The sequence below is a fragment of the Azospirillum sp. 11R-A genome, assembly GCF_049472615.1.
In the GTDB taxonomy this organism is placed as follows: domain Bacteria; phylum Pseudomonadota; class Alphaproteobacteria; order Azospirillales; family Azospirillaceae; genus Azospirillum; species Azospirillum palustre.
In genome coordinates this window covers 26,210-45,694 of the sequence record NZ_JBCEBL010000039.1, presented here as the reverse complement: position 1 = coordinate 45,694, position 19,485 = coordinate 26,210, and the positions used below count along the sequence as shown (strand labels likewise).

Annotated in this window: 16 protein-coding genes; 9 read left to right on the top strand and 7 right to left on the bottom strand. The window is 70.2% G+C overall.

Annotated elements, in window-relative coordinates:
- Positions 1-135 precede the first annotated feature (135 nt).
- Positions 136-1,314 (bottom strand): lytic transglycosylase domain-containing protein, encoded by a 1,179-nt coding sequence (locus VH569_RS32335; protein WP_423321027.1) that lies wholly within the window; start codon positions 1,312-1,314, stop codon positions 136-138.
- 111 nt (positions 1,315-1,425) lie between these two features.
- Complete coding sequence (locus tag VH569_RS32330) at positions 1,426-3,777, bottom strand: ATP-binding protein (RefSeq protein ID WP_423321025.1); 2,352 nt, start codon at positions 3,775-3,777, stop codon at positions 1,426-1,428.
- Positions 3,778-4,061: 284 nt separating this feature from the next.
- Here VH569_RS32330 and VH569_RS32325 point away from each other — a divergent pair, with 284 nt between their 5' ends.
- Complete coding sequence (locus VH569_RS32325) at positions 4,062-5,294, top strand: PepSY-associated TM helix domain-containing protein (protein ID WP_423321024.1); 1,233 nt, start codon at positions 4,062-4,064, stop codon at positions 5,292-5,294.
- Positions 5,295-5,316: 22 nt separating this feature from the next.
- Here the strand turns inward: VH569_RS32325 and VH569_RS32320 are convergent, their stop codons facing one another.
- The 4 genes from VH569_RS32320 to hisG are packed head-to-tail and all read right to left on the bottom strand — an operon-like array spanning position 5,317 to position 8,331.
- A complete protein-coding gene (locus VH569_RS32320) occupies positions 5,317-5,784 on the bottom strand; it encodes a low molecular weight phosphatase family protein (RefSeq protein ID WP_109450592.1) in 468 nt (155 codons plus the stop codon).
- 16 nt (positions 5,785-5,800) lie between these two features.
- Positions 5,801-6,286: a UPF0262 family protein gene (locus VH569_RS32315; protein WP_098736075.1), complete on the bottom strand. Its 486-nt coding sequence runs from the start codon at positions 6,284-6,286 to the stop codon at positions 5,801-5,803.
- A gap of 46 nt (positions 6,287-6,332) precedes the next feature.
- Positions 6,333-7,637, bottom strand: coding sequence for a histidinol dehydrogenase (gene hisD / locus VH569_RS32310; RefSeq protein WP_423321021.1), 1,305 nt, complete (start codon positions 7,635-7,637; stop codon positions 6,333-6,335).
- Positions 7,621-8,331 carry an ATP phosphoribosyltransferase gene (hisG, locus tag VH569_RS32305; RefSeq protein ID WP_423321019.1) on the bottom strand — a complete coding sequence of 237 codons (711 nt, stop codon included), beginning with the start codon at positions 8,329-8,331 and terminating at the stop codon, positions 7,621-7,623. The genes hisD and hisG overlap by 17 nt, the downstream gene beginning before the upstream one ends.
- Before the next feature lie 545 nt (positions 8,332-8,876).
- Between hisG and VH569_RS32300 the strand changes: the two genes are divergently transcribed.
- The 5 genes from VH569_RS32300 (at position 8,877) to VH569_RS32280 (ending at position 12,506) form a co-directional block, all read left to right on the top strand.
- Entirely contained in the window at positions 8,877-9,077 is a 201-nt protein-coding gene (locus VH569_RS32300) for a hypothetical protein (RefSeq protein WP_045583820.1), read from the top strand.
- 72 nt (positions 9,078-9,149) lie between these two features.
- Complete coding sequence (locus VH569_RS32295) at positions 9,150-9,929, top strand: MetQ/NlpA family ABC transporter substrate-binding protein (protein ID WP_423321018.1); 780 nt, start codon at positions 9,150-9,152, stop codon at positions 9,927-9,929.
- A 44-nt stretch (positions 9,930-9,973) separates the two neighbouring features.
- The gene (locus tag VH569_RS32290) at positions 9,974-11,026 is read left to right on the top strand and encodes a methionine ABC transporter ATP-binding protein (protein ID WP_423321017.1); all 1,053 of its coding nucleotides are present in this window, start codon (positions 9,974-9,976) and stop codon (positions 11,024-11,026) included.
- Positions 11,004-11,672: a methionine ABC transporter permease gene (locus VH569_RS32285; RefSeq protein WP_098736071.1), complete on the top strand. Its 669-nt coding sequence runs from the start codon at positions 11,004-11,006 to the stop codon at positions 11,670-11,672. The genes VH569_RS32290 and VH569_RS32285 overlap by 23 nt, the downstream gene beginning before the upstream one ends.
- A 42-nt stretch (positions 11,673-11,714) precedes the next feature.
- Entirely contained in the window at positions 11,715-12,506 is a 792-nt protein-coding gene (locus VH569_RS32280) for a MetQ/NlpA family ABC transporter substrate-binding protein (RefSeq protein WP_423321015.1), read from the top strand.
- Here VH569_RS32280 and VH569_RS32275 read toward each other — a convergent pair.
- Positions 12,503-16,243: a tetratricopeptide repeat protein gene (locus tag VH569_RS32275; RefSeq protein ID WP_423321013.1), complete on the bottom strand. Its 3,741-nt coding sequence runs from the start codon at positions 16,241-16,243 to the stop codon at positions 12,503-12,505. The genes VH569_RS32280 and VH569_RS32275 overlap by 4 nt on opposite strands.
- A gap of 183 nt (positions 16,244-16,426) precedes the next feature.
- Between VH569_RS32275 and VH569_RS32270 the strand changes: the two genes are divergently transcribed.
- The 3 genes from VH569_RS32270 to VH569_RS32260 are packed head-to-tail and all read left to right on the top strand — an operon-like array spanning position 16,427 to position 19,482.
- Positions 16,427-16,822, top strand: a complete 396-nt coding sequence (locus VH569_RS32270) for a response regulator (protein ID WP_423321011.1) — start codon at positions 16,427-16,429, stop codon at positions 16,820-16,822.
- Positions 16,823-16,832: 10 nt separating this feature from the next.
- On the top strand, positions 16,833-17,465 hold the full coding sequence (locus VH569_RS32265; RefSeq protein WP_395457651.1) for a chemotaxis protein CheC: 633 nt from the start codon (positions 16,833-16,835) through the stop codon (positions 17,463-17,465).
- A gap of 40 nt (positions 17,466-17,505) precedes the next feature.
- Positions 17,506-19,482, top strand: a complete 1,977-nt coding sequence (locus VH569_RS32260) for a methyl-accepting chemotaxis protein (protein WP_423321008.1) — start codon at positions 17,506-17,508, stop codon at positions 19,480-19,482.
- The last annotated feature ends 3 nt before the right edge of the window (positions 19,483-19,485 follow it).

The window sequence follows — 19,485 nt, the reverse complement described above, 5'->3', positions numbered from 1 at the left end:
AGTTTCGCGGCAATAACTGACCTTCCAAGGCCGCCGGGTCAAGGGGGATTCCCACCGCCGATGCGTTCGGCCGCAGCCATTCGCGCGGGGCAGACCCGCGTTGCGTGCCGGAGATGCCCCCTGAGCCGCGTCCCGTCAGACCGACTGGTAGGGGTTGAGTGGCGATGCACCGCCTTCTTCCAGGCGGCGCGGCTGGTCCATCGCCTTGCCGATCGCCGCGAACATCTCGCGCTGGTCGATCTCCATGCGGCGGGTCAGGCGGCCGACGGTTTCCGCCGCACTGAGCGCGCGGCCGCTGGATCTGTCGTGGAACAGGTTGTGATTGGCCTTCGCGGCACTGGGCAACAGGTCGGCGGCGACCGCCCCCGGCGTCGATTCGGCGGCGCGGATCAGCTTCGCCGCCCCGCCGGAGCCCAGAACATAGGCCATGCGGCTTTCCGATTCGCTGGCCGGGCGGCCCAGCCGCTTCTCCAGCGCCTCCCGCCCTTCGGCCAGATAGCGGGCGGCCATGCCGGCCGACAGGTCGACGTCGTGGCGCAGCTCCAGGATCTGGCGGCGGATCGCCGGGTCCTTGACGCTGGACACCCCGTTGCGGACCTGGATGTGCGAGGCCAGTTCGCCCTGGCCATAGGCGGCGCCGTGGCGGCGGAACAGGTCGAGCCAGGTCGATTCGAGGAACTGGAACGGGCCGGCGGCGGAGCTGCGGCTGTTCTTCGCCGCGCTGTCCAGCCCGCTTTCCTGGGTCGCCTGGGCGAGGATGGCGGTGAAGCTGTGGCCCGACAGGCCGGCAACCTGCTGCGAGGCGACCAGCACCCGCGTGGCGGTCGGATCCTCGGCCGCAACGGCCTTCACCGCCTCCGCCACCTTGGCGGAGCTTGGGGGGGGCGTTGTCTGGGCCGGTTGGGCCTGGGCCGGTACCGCCGGCTTCAGTCCCGGCAGGGGCGCGCGCGGCGCTGCGGTCTCCGCGGACACGGAGTCGGAGGCCAGCAGGACCGGCGCGTCGGGCTTGGCGGCGGGAACCGGCACAATGCTGCCGTCGGCGAGGCGGATGGGGGTGACCGGCTTGGCCGCGGGCAGGGGAACCTGGGTCCCGTCGCTCAGCAGGATCGGGGCCGGCGGTTTGGCGGCCGGTAAGGGCGGCGTCTTCTGGCCGTTCGCCGGCCGGCCGACCGGCACGGTTCCGGCGCCGGTCCGGCTGGTCTGGACCAGCGTGTCGCGGAAGGACGGCTCGCCGACGGTGCCGTCGGTGAGCGCGGGGGAAGCGTCGGGCTTGCGCTCCGGAACGGGGGCGAGAGGGGGCTGCGCAACCTTCATGGCACACACTTCGCTACGGACCGGCCGAGCCTGCCGGGAGAAAGCCCCGTCTTTCCATGCCCACGAGCGTGAGCATGGCCGGACGGGTGCAGGCACTATAGCACCGACTCGTCAGCGATGTGCGATCAACTGTGGGCGCGGGGCGTCGTTCCCGGCCTCATCCTCACCCTCGCCGGGGAGCGGATCGTCGGGCAGCGGATCGTCAAGATGCGCGACGCGCGCCCAACGGCCGATGGCGGCCAGCAGCTTGGATTTTTCCAGAGGTTTGGCCAGATGGGCGTTCATGCCGGCCTGCAGGCAGCGCTCGACCTCGATCTGCATCACGCCGGCGGTCAAAGCGAGGATCGGAATGCGGCTCACCGGGCCGGGCAGGGCGCGGATGCGGCGGGTGGCCTCCAGCCCGTCCATCACCGGCATCTGCACATCCATCAGCACGAGGTCGTAGGGCTGTTCCTGCACCGCGGCCACAGCGGCGGCGCCGTCGTCCACCGCATCGACCCGATGGCCGGCCCTGGTCAGCATGGTCACCGCCAGATCGCGGTTCATCGCCAGATCCTCCGCCAGCAGGATGCGGGCGCCGGCACCGCCGGACTCGACAGGGGACAGGATGGCGTTGTCGGGCTGGATCGCGGCGCTGCCGGCGGGCAGCAGAGGCAGCGAGAACCAGAAGGTGCTGCCGGTGCCGAGCTGGCTTTCCATGCCGATCTCGCCGCCCATCAGCTCCACCAGCCGGCGGCAGATGGCCAGCCCCAGCCCGGTGCCGCCGCGTCCGCGCTCCAGCTGGGTGAAGCGCTGGAACAGGTCGCGCTGCCGTTCGGGGGCGATGCCGATCCCGCTGTCGGTGACGGTGAAGGTGCAGATGCGCCCTCCGCTTTTTCCGCTGTCCTCGATCGCCTTCACCGTCAGGCGGACTGAACCGCGGTCGGTGAACTTCACCGCGTTGCTCAGCAGGTTCAGCAGGAGCTGGCGCAGCCGGTCGGGGTCGCCCATGACGAAGCCGCGGGCGGTTGCCGAGATGCTGGTCTGCAACTCCAGCCCCTTCTGTTCCGCGGCCAGCCGGACGATGGCGACGCAGCGGTCGGCCAGATCGTCCAGCCGGAAGGGCACGCTGACCAGATCGAGCCGCCCCGCCTCCAGCTTCGACAGGTCGAGCACGTCGTTGATGACGGTCAGCAGCGACCGCCCGGCATCGCGCACCTGCGAGGCGTAGCGCCGCTGTTCGGCGGTCAGCGGGGTTTCCAGCAGCATTTCCGCGAACCCGATCACGCCGTTCATCGGCGTGCGGATCTCGTGGCTCATGGTGGCGAGGAATTCCTCCTTGGCGCGGCTGCCGGCCCGCGCCTCCTCCATGGCGGAGCGCAGTTCCTGCTCGCGCTGCTTCAGGCGGCGCGACATGTTGTTGAAGGCATGGGAGACGACGCGGAATTCATGGGGCGCGCGGTCCGCCTCGATCACGGTGCCGCCGCCGCCGTCGCCGATGCGGGTGGCCGCGGTGCCGAGTTCCCACACCCAGCGCAGGACCGAGGCGCGCAGCAGCACCCACAGGGCGGTGACGCTGACCAGCGCCGCAATGGCGAGCAGGCCCAGGCTCTGCCACAGATCGCGCCGGGCCTCCGCCATGATCGGCCCGGTCGGCATGCCGACGGCGAAGACGGTGTCGGTCTCGTCCGAATGGCGGAAGGCCCACAGCCGGCCGCGGCCGTCGGCGCTTTCCGCATCCAGCGTGCCGTCCTTCTCCCTCAGCATCTGGCGGATATGCGGCATGTTGCCGATGTTGCGGTTCAGCCAGCCTTCCGGGTCGGGCTGGCGGGCCACGATCACGCCGTGGCGGTCCAGCACCATGACGCGGGCGTCGGGCTGCTTCAGCACCTTCACCAGATCGGTCAGCCAGGTGAGGTCCACCGCCACGCCCATGACGCGGATGATCCGCCCATCCTCGATGATCGGGCTGGCGACGATGATCAGCGGTTTCAGCGAGCGCTTGCCGATGATGAAATCGCTGACCACCCAGCTCTTGGTGTCCAGAACGCGCTGGAAATATTCGCGTTCCCGCAGGGTGATGCCGGCACCGGGGCCGGTGGTGTCGCAGATGATGTTGCCGTCGGCGTCGGTCAGCCAGACGCCGGTGGTCCAGCGGTGCTGGCGCGGCATCGGCGCCAGGGTGGCGACGCAGGCGTCGGTATGGTCCATCGTCGCGTTGCGGATGGCCGGCACCAGCGACAGAACGCCAAGCAGGTTGCGCGCTTCGCCGATCAGGTCGTGCTGGCGCTCCACCCCGTCGTCGGCCAGATGCTGCGCCAGTTCGCGCGCCGCGTCGATGTGGTCGTCGAGCTGCTGGTCGGCGAGATAGAGCGTCCCCCCCAGCGGCAGCGCCAGCGAGGCCAGCACCACGCCCATCAGGCGGGCGCGCAGGCTGCGCGGGCTGAAGGCGCGGAGCAGGCGGTGCATCGGACCTGCGGGCATGGATGACGGCTCTCCGCGGGAATGTTCGTCTACGCCCCCCGAGCCTAAGGCGGCGCGCGGCGCGTTGCGATGACACAGCTCAATAGCACTGGCGGGGATGCGAAGTGAACACGGAGCCGCGCAAAAAGTTGCAAAATACCAAATTTATTACCGACCATCCCGTGTGGTGGGCGGTTCGACAGACCAGAGCCTGTGCGAGCATTTGACGGCCGTCAAGGCCGGTGGGGTGTGCTTCGGGGAGGTTTGCGGCATTGCGCCGACCTGGGGTCAAGGGAACTTCCGCCATGCACACGGAAAGCGAGCATAGGGTCAGGCCGGCACGGACGGGCAGCGTCGCACCGGCCGGCTGGGGGATCGGCCTCCTTTCCGGCGTTTCCCGGCAGCGGGTGCGCCGCTTTCTGCTGACGATGCACCTGACGCTGGGACTGGCGGTGGGGGCGCTGCTGGCGGTGACCGCACTGACCGGCAGCCTGCTGGTCTTCTATGTCGACATCGACCGCATGCTGACGCCGGAACTGGTACTGCCGGCCGGGCAGGAGGCCGGGCGGAATGCTCCGGTCCCGCTCGACAGGGTGGTGCAGGCCCTGCGCGAGGCCCATCCGGCCCGCGGCGGCGGCTGGCGGCTGGAGCTTCCCGACGGGCCGGACCATCCGATCATGGCCCGCTACATGAAGCCGGAGGAGACCGCGGGCAAGTCCTTCGCCCCGCTGATGGTGGCGGTGAACCCCTACAGCGCCGAGGTGCTGTCCTCCCGCTTCTGGGGCCGGACGGCGATGACCTGGGTCTACGACCTGCATTACCTGCTGCTGGCCGGCGAGGGCGGACAGCTGGTGCTGGCGCTGGGCGGGATCGGCAGCCTGCTGATCCTTGCCAGCGGGGTCTATCTGTGGTGGCCGGCGGCGGGAAAATGGGGGCGGGCCCTGCAACCGCGCCTGCGCTCCGGCTTCGTCCGGCAGGTGTTCGACATCCATGTGCTGGCGGGCGTCTATGGCCTCGTCGTCCTGCTGCCGCTGATCGTGACGGGGATCGTCATGGAGCGGCCGGACTGGGTGAAGCCGGTGGTGGAACGGCTGTCGCCGATGACCGCACCGCCCGTTCTCGTATCCGCCCAGGATGGGACGGCAGTGGGAGCCGCAGTGGGGGCCGATGCCGCGCTCGCCGCGGCGCTCGCCCGTTTCCCGCAGGCCGAACCGCGCTGGGTCGAGGTGCCGGGGCAGGGCGGCGGCGCCTACCACATCCGCCTGTTCCAGACCGGCGAACCCGGCTGGCGCTTTCCCAAGACCAGCGTGTGGGTGAATGGCGGCGACGGCACGGTCATGGATGTCCGCGACCCCACCCGCTGGACCTTCGGCGACGCCTTCTTCGGCTGGCAGCATCCGCTGCACAACGGCGAGTGCTTCGGCCTGTGCTGCCGCATCCTGGTGGCGGTGGCCGGTCTGCTGCCGGCAGTGCTGCTGGCGACCGGGGCGGTGCGCTGGCGGCAGAAGAAGCGGACGCGGCCGGCGCGGGCCGTCTGACCGCCGGCAAACCGCCGAACGGTCAGACGGTCGGCCCGCGGGACAGCGGGAAGCGCTGCTTCATCTTGGCCATCAGGCCGTCGCGGACCTGACGGTAGGCTTCCAGCATGGCGTCGCGGGTGCCATCGACCAGGGTGGGGTCGAAGGTGTTCCAGAACTCCACGTCGCAGGCCATGGTGCGCGTCATCTCGATGGCGCGGTGCTGCGCCTCCGGCGACAGCGAGACGATCAGGTCGAAGTTGGTGTCCTCCAGATCCTCGAAGGTGCGGCAGCGGTGCTTGGACAGGTCGATGCCGATCTCCTCCATCACCGCGACGGCGAAGGGATCGACCTCGTCGCCCTCGCGGACACCGACGGAATCCACATAGACACGGGTGCCGTGGTAATGGCGCATCATCGCCGCCGCCATCGGCGAACGGATCATGTTGTAGGTACAGGCGAACAATACGCTCGTGACCGGCAGAGGGGTGAGGACCGGGGTCGCCGCCATGGCCTTGCCCGGTCCGTCAGCCGCGAATGTGCAGGACGCAGATCAGCGTGAACAGCCGGCGCGCGGTCTGCAGGTCCATCTCCACCTTGCCGGCCAGCCGTTCGCGCAGCATCTCGGACCCCTCGTTGTGCAGGCCGCGGCGGCCCATGTCGATGGCTTCGATCTGCGACGGCGTCGACCGCTTGATGGCGGCGTAATAGCTCTCGCAGATCAGGAAATAGTCGCGGACGATCGACCGGAAGCCGGTGATCGGCAGCATCAGCCGGTCGAGTTCGCTGTTGTCCTCGCGCCGGATGTCGAAGACCAGCCGGTTGTCCTCGATCGACAGATGCAGGTGGTACGGCCCGTCCTCTGTGAAGTCGCAGGGGCAGAACTCGTTGTCCTCCAGCAGGTCGAAGATGGCGACGGCGCGCTCATGCTCGACCTCCGGCTTGTGGCGGACGACACTCCGCTCGTCGAGCGTCACATGGGTGATGCGCCGCTTGCCCTTTGCCGTCGTCACGCCCCGCCTCCCCGTTTGCCAGTGGCCGCTTCCCAGAAGCCGCTTCTTAGTCTTTGTAACCCGGCAGCCGCTGGGCGACGGAGCGCGCATGCGCCTCCAGCCCCTCGGCCATCGCCAGCGTCACCGCCGCCGGGCCGATGGCCCGCAGGCTGTCGGCGTCGCAGGCGACGAAGGTCGTCCGCTTCATGAAGTCCAGCACGTTGAGGCCGGAGGAGAAGCGGGCGCTACGCGCCGTCGGCAGCACATGGTTGGGACCTGCGACGTAATCGCCGATGGCCTCCGGCGTGTAGCGGCCGAGGAAGATGGCGCCGGCATTGCGGATCTTCGCCGCCAGCGCGTCGGGATCCTCCACCGCCAGCTCCAGATGCTCCGGCGCCAGCCGGTCGACCAGGGCGGGGGCGTCGGCCATCAGGTCGCCGACCAGCACGATGGCGCCGTGCTCCCGCCAGCTTTCGCCGGCGATTGCCGTGCGCGGCAGCGTCTCCAGATGCTTCTCCACCGCTGCGGCGACTGCATCGGCGAAGGCGGCATCGTCGGTGATCAGGATCGACTGGGCCGAGGTATCGTGCTCGGCCTGCGACAGCAGATCCATGGCGATCCAGGCCGGATCGTTGTGGCCGTCGGCGACCACCAGGATCTCCGAGGGGCCGGCGATGCTGTCGATGCCGACGAGGCCGTAGACCTGCCGCTTGGCGGCGGCGACGAAGGCGTTGCCGGGGCCGACGATCTTGTCGACCGGCCGGATCGTCGCCGTGCCGTGGGCCAGCGCCGCGACCGCCTGGGCGCCGCCGATGCGGTAGATCTCGTCGATGCCGCAGCGCTTGGCGGCGGCCAGCACCAGCGGGTTGATCGCCCCGTCCGGCGTTGGCACCACCATGACGACGCGCTCGACGCCCGCCACCTTGGCCGGCAGGGCGTTCATCAGCACCGAGGACGGGTAGGAGGCGGTGCCGCCCGGCACATAGAGGCCGACGGCGCCGACCGCCGTCCAGCGGGCGCCCAGCCGCACGCCGGCGGCGTCGCGGTAGTCGGTGACCTCCGGGATCTGGCGGCGGTGGAACTCCTCGATCCGCGCGGCGGCGAGGTCGAGCGCCTCCAGCGTTTCCGCCGAGCATTTCGCCGTCGCCGCGTCGATCTCGTCCCGGCCGATGCGCAGGGTGTCGGCGGTCAGGGTCTGGCGGTCCCAGCGGGCGGTGTAGTCGATGAGCGCCGCGTCGCCGCGGCTGCGGACCTGATCGATGACGCCGGCGACCAGCGTCTGGACATCCTCGCTGGCCTCGCGCTTGGCGTGCAGCAGCGCCTCGAACCCGGCGGCGAAGTCCGCGTCGCGAATATCAAGCCTGACGGGCATTCACCGCCTCCCGGAACTTGTCGATCCACTGAGAAATCTCGGTCGTCCGCGTCTTGAAGGCGGCGCGGTTGACGATCAGGCGCGAGGTGACGTCGGCGATATGCTCCACCTCCACCAGCCCGTTGGCCTGCAGCGTCGATCCGGTGGAGACCAGATCGACGATGCGGCGGCACAGGCCCAGCGTCGGCGCCAGCTCCATCGCGCCGTTCAGCTTGACGCATTCGGCCTGGACGCCGCGCGCGGCGAAGTGACGCTTGGTCACCTCCGGGTATTTGGTGGCGACGCGCACATGGCTCCAGCGCGACGGATCGTCGCTCTCCAGCATCTCCGCCGGTTCGGCGACCGACAGCCGGCAGGCGCCGATGCCGAGGTCGAGCGGCGCGTAGATCTCCGGATAGTCGAACTCCATCAGCACATCGTTGCCCGCCACGCCGAGATGGGCGGCGCCGAAGGCGACGAAGGTCGCCACGTCGAAGGAGCGCACGCGGATGATGCTGAGGTTCGGCACGTTGGTGGCGAAGCGAAGAAGCCGGCTCTTGTCGTCGTCGAAGGCCGGCTCCGGATGGATGCCGGCATGGGACAGCAGCGGGCGCAGCTCTTTCAGGATGCGGCCCTTGGGCAGGGCCAGCACGAGCTGGTCGTCGACAGGAACCTCGGCGGCCGGCAAGCCCAGGGCGCTGGTATCGGCGGACAAAACACTCTCCTCGCATCGCTCGCCGGGGCGGTGTGGGGGCCCCGGATGAACCATCGACGCGATAGATAGCACATTCCAGGCGCCCGTCACCTGTCACTGTCGCGCCTGCGAGGTTTAACGAGAAAAATATGCTCAATGAGGAATTTCACACAAAATGAAAAAATGGGTTTGACCAAACTCCATCGAAAGGGTAGATAAAAATCCATGGACGCCCCGCCGGGCATCCCGCGGCAATTTGACTTCTGCAGCTTGCGCCGCGTCACCAAACGCTAAAGCGCCACGATACCGGTCGTGGACCTCTTCAAGAAGGAGAGACCGGAATGACATCGCGAGTTTCCGCTCCCCCATCCGCGCTTCGGACCGCTTTCCCGGCCTGCATGATGCGTTCGGGCCTGTGTTGCCGCTGACCTCGCGGCCCAGAAACACAGCGCCCATCCCGCACATCCGCCGATCCTGACGATCGGGTCCTGAACGCATTTGCGCCGCCGCCCCGCCATGACGAGGGCAGCCGCGCACCCAAACCCATCTGGGGGGAGCATTCCGCCATGTCCCACGCCAACGCCTACGCCATCGAAGTCCAGGGCCGCTCTGCCGGCATCGTCGTCGCCGAACGCGGCGGCTTCACCTTCTTCGTGTCCGATTGGGCTTTCCGCGATCTCGACCGCCGCGTCTTCCGCAATGTCGGACAGGCCCAGCGCGCCGCCCACCAGCATTACAGCCGGCTGCCGGACACACGCCGCCGCTGATCCCCGATCAAAGCCCGCCGCCAAGAAACCCGCCCCAAAAGCCTGCTGCTGAAAATCCTGAGGAAAGTCCCGATGAAGCGTATCCTGATGTCGGTGGCCGTCGCCGCCGGCCTGCTGACCGCCGCCACCTCCGCCTTCGCCGCCCCGCTGAAGCTGGGCGTGTCGGCCGGCCCCTATGGCGAGATCCTGGAATTCACCGCCAAGCTGGCCGCCAAGGAGGGCATCGAGGCGCAGGTGATCGAGTTCACCGACTGGAACATGCCCAATGCGGCGCTCCAGGCCGGCGACATCGACGCCAACAACTTCCAGCACCAGCCCTTCCTCGACAATCAGGTCAAGCAGCGCGGCTACGACATCGTCTCCGTCGCCAAGAGCGTCGTGGTGCCGATGGGCGTCTACAGCAGCAAGGTGAAGGCGCTGGCCGACCTGAAGCCGGGCGCTTCGGTGTCGATCCCCAACGATCCCACCAACGGCGCCCGCGCCCTGTTCCTGCTGGCCAAGGCCGGCGTGATCGGGCTGAAGGAGGGGGCCAGCCTCAACACCACCATCGCCGACGTGGTGAACCCGAAGGGCATCAAGCTGGTGGAACTGGACGCCGCCCAGCTGCCGCGCTCGCTCGACGACGTGGATGCGTCGGTCATCACCCTCAACTATGCCGTGCTGGCCGGGCTGGAGCCGAAGAAGGCCCTGGTGCTGGAGGACGACCAGTCCAAGTGGAACCTGGTGTGGGCGGTCCGCAAGGATCGCATAGAAGACCCGACGATCAAGCGCTTCATTGCGCTGTATCGTTCGCCCGAAGTGCGGCAGTTTATCGAAACGCGCTTCAACGGTTCCATCATTCCGACGTGGTGAGGGAGGCTGGGGGACGCTGGACGTCCCCTTTTGCCGATTAAAAGATGATAACGCTAACAAACATTCACAAGACTTATGCGGCGCGCGGCGGCGGGGCTCCGGTCCATGCGCTGGCCGACATCGACCTTTCCATCGCACGTGGCGAGGTCTTCGGGATTATCGGCCGGTCCGGCGCCGGCAAATCCACGCTGCTGCGCACGGTCAACCTGCTGGAAAGCCCGAGCTCGGGCAGCGTCAAAGTGGACGGGGTGGAGATGACCGCCCTGTCGGCGGCGGAACTGCGCAAGGCCCGCCATTCCATCGGCATGATCTTCCAGCACTTCAACCTGCTGTCCTCGCGCACCGTCTTCGACAATGTGGCGCTGCCGCTGGAACTGGCCGGCATGGCCAGGGCGGAGATCCGCAAGACGGTGGAGCCGCTGCTCGACCTCGTCGGGCTGGCCGACAAGCGCGACCGCTATCCGGCAGAGCTGTCGGGCGGGCAGAAGCAGCGCGTCGGCATCGCCCGCGCGCTCGCCAGCAAGCCGAAGGTGCTGCTGTCGGACGAGGCGACCTCCGCGCTCGACCCGGAGACGACGACGCAGATCCTGCATCTGCTGGGCGACATCAACCGGCGGCTCGGCCTGACCATCGTGCTGATCACCCACGAGATCGCCGTCATCAAGGAGATCTGCCACAAGGTGGCGGTGATGGAAGGCGGCCGGGTGATCGAGCAGGGGCCGGTCTTCGACATCTTCGCCCACCCCAAGCACCCGACCACCCGCAGCTTCGTCGATCCCGTCATCAACCGCGGCATCCCCGACAGCCTGCGCGACCGGCTGTCGCCCCGGCCCGGCCAGGGCAGCAACCCGGTGCTGCGCATCACCTTCACCGGCGCGAAGGCGACCACCCCGGTCATCAGCGCCATCAGCCGCCAGCTGAACCTGGACCTGAACATCTGGCACGGCCAGATCGACGAGATCCAGGGCGCGCCCTTCGGCACGCTGGTGGTGGAGGCGCTGGGCGAGCAGGCCAAGGTTGATGCCGCCATCGCGCTGGTGAAAGAGAACAATCTGGGTGTCGAGGTGTTGGGCCATGCTCTCCCCGCAAATCATTGACCTGCTGATCAAGGGGCTGATCGACACGCTGCAGATGGTGGCGGTGTCGGGCGCCATCGGGACGCTGATCGGCCTGCCCATCGGCGTGATGCTGGCCGTCACCGGCCGGGGCGAGCTGTTGCAGAACTTCGCCTTCAACAAGGTGATGGGGGCGGTGGTCAACATGACCCGCTCCACCCCCTTCATCATCCTAGTGGTGGCGATCATCCCCTTCACCCGGCTGATCGCCGGCACCTCCATCGGCACCAACGCCGCCATCGTGCCGCTGACCGTCGCCGCCGCCCCCTTCATCGCCCGCGTGGTGGAGAATGCGGTGCGCGAGGTCGACCGCGGTCTGGTCGAGGCGGCGCAGGCGATGGGCGCCACGCCGTTCCAGATCATCCGCAAGGTGCTGCTGCCGGAAGCCCTGCCGGGCATCGTCGCCGGCCTGACCCTGTCGGCGGTCAGCCTCGTCGGCTATTCCGCCATGGTCGGCGCCGTCGGCGGCGGCGGCCTGGGCGACCTCGGCATCCGCTACGGCTATCAGCGCTTCCTGCCGGAGGTGATGCTGGCGGTGGTGATCGTGCTGATCGTGCTGGTGCAGATCGTCCAGTCGACGGGCGACCTGATCGCCCGCCGCGTCAACAAACGCAATCTGAAGTCCTGACCCCCCAAAAGACCTGACTCAAGAAACCGAGGAGTGTTCGAGATGCTGCGCTTCCGTTCGCTGGCTTCGCTGCTGGCCGGTGCCGCCACCATGGCCATCGCGCTTGGTGCTTCCGCCGAGACCATCAAGGTCGGCGTCACCGCCGGTCCGCATGCCCAGATCCTGGAAGCGGTGAAGCCCATCGCCGCCAAGGACGGGCTGGACATCCAGATCCTGGAATTCACCGACTACGTCATCCCGAACCAGGCGCTGGCCGGCGGCGATCTCGACGCCAACAGCTTCCAGCACCAGCCCTACCTGGACAACCAGGTGAAGGACCGCGGCTTCGATCTGGTCAGCGTCGGCAAGACGGTGGTCTATCCCATCGGCATCTATTCCAAGAAGGTGAAGAGCCTGGAAGAGCTGCCGGCCGGTGCCAAGTTCGCCATTCCGAACGACCCGACCAACGGCGGCCGCGTCCTGCTGCTGCTCCAGGCCAAGGGCCTGATCAAGCTGAAGGACGGCGGCACCCTGAAGGCCTCGCCCATCGACATCGTCGAGAACCCAAAGAAGCTGGAGATCGTCGAGCTGGACGCCGCCCAGCTGCCGCGTTCGCTGGACGACGTGACCGCCGCCGCCATCAACACCAACTTCGCGCTGGAAGCCGGCATCGACCCGGTCAAGGACGCCATCGCCCGCGAGGCGGCCGACAGCCCCTATGCCAACGTCATCGCCGTCCGCAAGGCCGACAAGGACAAGCCCTGGGTCGCCAAGTTGGTGAAGGCCTACAACAGCCCCGAGGCGAAGGAGTTCATCCTCACCAAGTTCAAGAACGCCGTGGTTCCCGCTTTCTAAAGAACCCGCGTTCCGAGGCTGGCGAGGGCACGCCCGGCGGCGCCGAGCGCGTCGCCGAGCGTGCCGCCCTGTTCCGGGCAGACCAGCCGCATCGACGGATACCAGGGCCGGCAGCCGGTGCCGAGCGCCGTCCAGTCCCCCGCCGGCCCGATCCGCCAGACCGGCACGCCCAGCGCGCCGGCCATCTCCGCCACCGAGGTTCCGGCGGAGATCACCAGATCCAACGCCGCGGTCAGGGCGGCGGCGCCGTCGAGGTCGTTTTTCAGGTCGAGCGGCGGGCGGTGGATGGCGATGCCGAACCGCCGCTCGGCGTCGGCCAGTTCGGCCTCGCACTCGTCATATTGCAGAGTGATCAGCCGCAGGCCGGGCAGGGTCAGGATCGGCGCCCAGTCGGTCAGCGGGGCGTAGTTGGCGTCGCGCAACGCGCCGCGCAGGCCGCTGCGCCAGCACAGGCCTACGGTCAGGGCGGAGCCGGTGCCACCCAACCAGCCCCGCCACCGCTCCACCGCCGCCTCGTCGGCGCGCAGCCATCCGCCCTGCGTCGCAAAGCTCTCCAGCCCCCAGCCCAGTTGCAATGGCAGCGACCCGGCCGGGACGTGACAGTCGGCATCCGCCGGATCCTCCGTCGCCGCGCGCACCGTCGCCTGCGGGAAGGAGCGCGCGAACAGCGCCGCCAGACGCGGCTCGCATTCCACGATGACCCGGCCTGCGCCTGAGAGAGTGCGTGCGATCAGGTCTGGGTAGCAGGCGCTGTGCATCAGCTCGTCGCCCACCCCCTGTTCGCGCCAGACCAGCAGCGTCTTTCCCGTCAGCTCGCCGCCCTCCCAGGCGGGCATGCGGAAGCGGCGGTCGGGCAGTGCCTGTCCGGCGGCGAAGCGCGCCTCCAGACCGGTCCAGCCGGCGGCGAGGTCGCCCTGCGCCAGCGCCGCATAGCCGCGGTTGAAGGCGGCGAGCGTCAGGGCCGGGTCGTCCTCCACCGCCTGCCGGTAGGCCGCATCGGCCTCGACCGGGCGTCCGGCGGCATGCAGGGCGTTGCCCTGGTTGTAGCGCCACTCCGCCCGTCCGGGCTCCAGCGCCAGGGCGCGGCCCCAGCCCTTCAGCGCGGCGTCTAGCCGGCCCTGCCGCTGCCGCAGATCGGCCAGCCCGGCCCAGCCGGCGCCGGTTCCGGGTGCGAACAGGATCACCCGCCACCAGGCCAGCCCGGCGGCGGCGCCATCGCCCGCCCGCTCCAGCGCCAGGGCGAGGTTGCCCAGCGTGGCGAGATCGCCGGGGCGGCCCTGGAGCGCCAGACGCAGATGGGCGACTGCCTCCGCCGGCCGGTCGAGCGCCAGGGCGGCCAACCCCAGATTGCTGACCGCCGCCGGGTCGCCGGGCCGCAGGTGCAGGGTCCGGCGGGCGGTACGCTCCGCTTCGGCGGCACGGTCGGGGTTGCGCAGGGCCTCGGCCGACAGGGCGGTCCAGGCCTCCGCGACCGCGGGGTCGAGGGCGAGCGCCCGCATGAGGAAGGGCCGGCCCGCCCCGCCCATCGCCTGCCGTGCCAGCCCTGCATTGATCCACAGCCCGGCATGGAAGGGGGCGAGGCGCCGCGCCGCGTCGGTCGCCTCCATCGCTTCGGCAGCCGCCCCGCGGGACAGCCGCAGGGCACCGAGATTGCCGAGCGCCTCGACATCCTCGGGCGCGAGCGCGGCGGCGGCCTGCCAGTCGGCTTCGGCGTCGGCAAGGGCGCCCATCTCCTGCCGGGCCAGGGCGCGGCGCTTGTGGCGGTCGGCGCTCGGCTCCGCCGCGATGGCGCGGGTCAGCAGGGTGTCGGCGATGTCGGGGCGGCCGGCCTGCTGGCCGAGCAGGGCGTAGCCCTCCAGGGCCGCCGGCACCTCGCCGCCCCGGTCGAGGATGCGCTGATAGGCCTTCTCCGCCTCCGGCCAGCGGCCGGATCCATGGAGGTCGCGCGCTTCGGCCAGCCACTCCTCGATCTGCAGAGCTGGCGGCAGGGCAGGAGGCGGGGCCAGCCGGCGCAATTCCGCCGCCATGCGCGCCAGCACGTCCGGCAGCCCCTCGCCGGGGCGGGCGCTCCACAGCCGCATCGACGGGAACCAGGGGCGCACCCCGGTGCCGAGCGCGGTCCAGTCGCCGGCCGGGCCGAAGCGCCAGACCGGCACGCCCAGGGCGCCCGCCATCTCGCCGACCGAACTCGCCACCGTCACCACGAGGTCGAGGCCGGCGATCAGCGCCGCCACGCCTTCCAGATCGTTCTTCAGGTCGGTGCCGGGCCAGCGCCGGATGCGCAGGCCCAGTTGCGCCTCGACGGCGGCGATCTCCGCCTCGCGCCCGTCATATTGCAGGGTGACCGGGATCAGGCCGGGCAAGGTCAGCAGCGGCGCCCAGCCGGCGAGCGTGGTGTAGGAGGCCTTGCGCTCCCCCAGCATATTCTGGCTGCCCCAGCAGAGGCCGACGCGCAGGCCTGGCCCCAACGCCGCCAGCCGGTCGCGCCACTCCGCCAGCCGCAGCGGATCGGGCGCCAGCCAGGAGGGCCGGGCGGGAAAGTCGGCGAGGCCGGAGCGCAGCAGCTGGGGCAGCGATCCCATCGGCAGATGCGCATCTGCATCGGCGGGGGCAGGGGCGGGGGCAGGGGCGGGGGCAGGGGCAGGATCCGCCGTCTGCGCCCGCACGGTGGCGCCGGGCAGGGCGCGGCCGACCAGCCCGGTCAGGCGGGCATCGACCTCGACGACCAGCATTTCCGGCCCGAACCGCTCCGCAAGGTCGGGCAGCGCGGTGCCGAACATCAGCTCGTCGCCCAGCCCCTGTTCGCGCCAGACCAGCAGGCGCCGGCCGGGAGCGCCATCCCAAGTCCACTCGGAGAAGGCCGGCAGGGAAAAGCTGCGCCCGGCCGACACGCGGCGGGAGGCGAAGCGTGCCTCGTACTCCTCCCAGCCGTCGGCCAGCCGGCCGCGGCCGAGCAGCCGCAGGGCGAGGTTCCAGCGGGCCAGGGCGAAGCCGGGGGCATGGATCAGGGCCTGGGCGTAGAGCGCCTCCGCCTCGTCGCCGCGGCCCTGGGCCTCGCGCAGCAGGGCGAGGTTCACCATGGTCTCGGCATCGCCGGGGGCGAGCCGCAGGGCGCCCAGATGCGCCGCCTCGGCCTCGGCGGGGCGGCCGGTCTCCTTCAGCACGACGCCGAGGTTGGTGAGGGCGGTGGCATGGCCGGGGTCGAGCCGCAGGGCATGGCGCAGCGCCGTTTCGGCCTCTGCATAATCGTCCTGCGCCCGCAGCAGCGTGCCGAGATTGGCCCAGGCCTCGGCATAGCGGGCATTCAGGTCGAGCGCGCGGCGGTAATGCACGCCGGCCTCCGCCAGCCGGTCCTGGTCCTGGAGTGCGCTGCCCAGGCTGTTGTGCGCCTCCGCATAGGCGTCGCGGAGCGCGAGCGCCCGGCGGTATTCCGCCTCCGCCTCCGCCAGCCGGCCCAGCGCGTGGAGGGCGAGGCCGAGGTTGGCGTGCTGGTCGGCGACGCCGGGGCGCCGCGCGACGGCCTGCCCGATCAGGCGGACGGCGTCGGCATCCTGGCCGCGCTGGTGGTGCAGCACGCCCAGCAGATGCAGCGCGTCGGCGTTCCGCCCGTCGGCAGCCAGCATGGCGCGATAGGTGCGCTCCGCCCCGTCCAGATCGCCGGCGCGGTGGTGGGCCAGCGCCTCGCGCAGGAGGGCGGCCAGTCTGGCCGAGAGTCTGGAGGCGGCGGAGGGCGGCATGGGGCGGCGGCCGGATCGGAAAAGAGGTGCCGTTTCGATAGCATGAGTCGGCCGGATGGCGCGCAGGCAAAATCCCAAGAACATTTAAGGGGACTGGCGCAGCACATTTCATTCTGTATACTTGCGCTCAATTCGGTCCAGGTCAGGCTTCCTCGACTGATATCCATCCAAAAGGCGTATATCTTGAGTAAGACTGCAATTATTGTCGATGACAGCAAGCTTTCGCGCATGCATGTGCGGGCCATGGTCTTGCGCAACAAGCCGGACTGGACGGTGGTCGAGGCTGCGAACGGCGACGAACTCTTCAAGACGTTGCAGGACACGCCGGTCGATGTTGCGATCATCGATTACAACATGCCCGGCGACAACGGCGTGGAGACCGCGGCCAAGCTGCGCCGGAGCCATCCGGCCGTCCACATCGCCATCATCACCGCCAATGCCCAGGACGCGGTGGTGTCCGGCATCCGCGGCGTCGGCGCCGCCTTCATGCCCAAGCCGCTGGAGGAGGAGCAGGTCGTCCGCTTCCTGAACTCCACCGCCCTGCCGCTGCGCCGCCCCACACAGCCGCAGCAGGAGTGACCGCATCCCCATGCTGAGCGATCTGGAGCGCGACGCGCTGGCCGAACTGGGCAACATCGGCATCGGCCGCGCATCGACGGCGCTCGGCCGCATGCTGGGCGGGCTGGTGACCCTGTCGGTCCCGACGGTGGACATGGTGCCGCCGGACACGGTGGCCGGGCTGCTGGACCGGGTGCTGACGCCGCCGCTGGTGGGCATTTCGGAAACGCTGGACGGCCTGTTCGCGGGCTGCGCCCTGCTGGTCTTCCCCCAGGCCGGCAGCATGGCCCTGGTGCGCGCCGCCCTGCCGCCCGACGTTCCTGCCGAGGACGTGCCGGAACTGGAGGACGAGGTGCTGGCGGAGCTCGGCAACGTCGTTCTGAACAGTGCGCTGGCCCTGGTCGCCAACCTGCTGGGCGAACCGGTGGAGACCGGCCTGCCGGCGGTGTTTCGCGGCGATGCGGCCGAGGTGCTGCGGGGCTGTTCGGGAACGGTTCCGACGGCGGAGGGGGCCGCGGTGCTGTTCCACATCGATCTGCGCACCAGCCTGCCGGGCGGCGAAGGCGTCGTGGTCGGCGGGCGGGTGGTCCTGCTGCTCGACGCCGGCTCGGCAGGCGCGCTCCAGGCGACGCTTGGCCGCTATATCGGGCGGCTCGTGGCGTGACGGAAACGAGAACAACCGGCCGGAAAGACGGGTAAGGACGATGGCACTCATCAAGAAGACCAAGATCGACACGGCGCGCACCGCCCGGACCAAGCCCGGCGCCGATGCCGCCGACGAAGGTCCGGACCGCTCCGTCGCCGTCTCCGCTGCCGAGTCTGCGCCGGCCGCCGCCACTGCGAGCGTGCCGCAGCGCCGCCGGGCGCGCGCCGATTCGCGCCGTCGGCAGGCCGCCGCCGGCATCGCCGCCGCCTCGACCGAGCTGGCCAGCGGCATCGCCCAGGCGGCGTCGGCGGCGGAGGAACTGCGCCGGGCGATGGAGCAGATCGCCGCCGGAGCCGAGCAGTCGGCCGGCGCCACCCAGCAGTCGCAGCGCATGATCGGCCGCGCGTCGGAACTCCTGACCCGCTCGCGCAGCACGGCGGAACAGGCGGTGCTGCGGGTCGAGGCGTTGCAGGCGACGCTGAAAGACGTCAGCGGCCAGATCCTGTCCTCCATCGAGGGCATCGTCCGCGCCGCCGAACGGCAGGAAGCCTCGGTACGTCTGGTCCGCGACCTGGAGGCCCAGGCCCGCGAGATCGGCACCATCGTGCAGAGCGTCGCCGCCATCGCCGACCAGACCAACCTGCTGGCGCTGAACGCCGCCATCGAGGCGGCCCGCGCCGGGGAGGCCGGCAAGGGCTTCGCCGTCGTCGCCGACGAGGTGCAGGCGCTGGCCGAACGGTCGGAGCGCAGCGCCAACGGCATCCAGGCGATGGTCGGGGAAATCCAGGATGCGGTGGCCGCCATCGCCGCCGGCATCGTCGCCTCGTCGGACGCGGCCAAGGCGGAAGTGGAGCGTGGCCGCCGGATCGTCGAGCAGCTGGAAGGCGTGCGGTCGGACATGTCGACCCTGGTCCAGGGCGCGCAGGAGACGATCCGCGCCGCGGTCGAGGCCGATCAGGCGGCGCGCGAGGCCCTGCGTGGGGCGGAGACCATCGCCGCCAGTGCCGAGGAACAGTCCGCCGCCGCCGAGGAGGCGCTGAGGACCGCGGGCGAGCAGGCGCTCGCCCTCAACCAGAGCCAGCGCGCCGCCGGCCAGCTGTCGGAAATTGCCGAGGATCTGGAGGGCACCGCCGACCTCGCCGCCACCGCCGACGAGCTGGCGTCGGCCGCCGAGGAACTGTCGGCCGCCATCGAGGAGATCAACCGGGGGGCGGCCCAGATCATGACCGCCATCGGCCAGATCTCCGGCGGAGCGCAGTCGCAGAGCGCGGCCACCCACCAGCTGGCTTCGGCGATTTCGGAGATCGACGCCGCGGCAACGCTGGCCGCCGGCCGGGCCGGCGAGTCGGTGGAACGCTGCGGTTCGATGGAAGCGCTGCTGGGCGAAACGCGGGATACCATCGGCCGGCTGGCCGACGGCATGCTGGAGGCGGTGGAGTCCTCCCGCCGGGCGGGGGACCGGCTGGACGCGCTGGACCGGATCGGCCGGCGCATCGACAAGGTGGTGGACGCCATCGCCACCGTCGCCATCCAGACCGGCATGCTGGCGGTCAGCGGCTCCATCGAGGCGGCGCGGGCGGGCGAGTTCGGCCGCGGCTTCACCGTGGTCAGCGGCGATATCCGCAAGCTGGCCGGCGACAGCGCCGACAGTGCGGAGCGGGTGAAGGACATCGTCCGCGACATCCAGGACCAGATGCTGCGGGTTCGCCGCGACGTGGAGGAGGTGTCGGCCACCGCGGTGACGGAGATCGCGCGCCATCGCGCCTTCGGCGTCACCCTGACCGCCAGCGCGCAGGAGCTGCGGGTGGTCACCGCCGGCAGCCGTGAAATCCTGGAAGCCGCCACCGAGACGACCGGCGCGCTCCGCGAGACCCGCGTGGGGGTGGAGCAGGTGGCCACCGCCGCCGCCGCCGCGAACCTCGCCGGCACTGAGGCGGCCAAGGCAGCGCGCGAGCAGGCGAAGGGAGCCGAGGAACTGGCGTCGGCGATCGAGGAGATCGCGGCGATGGCCGACAGCCTGCTGGGCGCGGCTTGACCG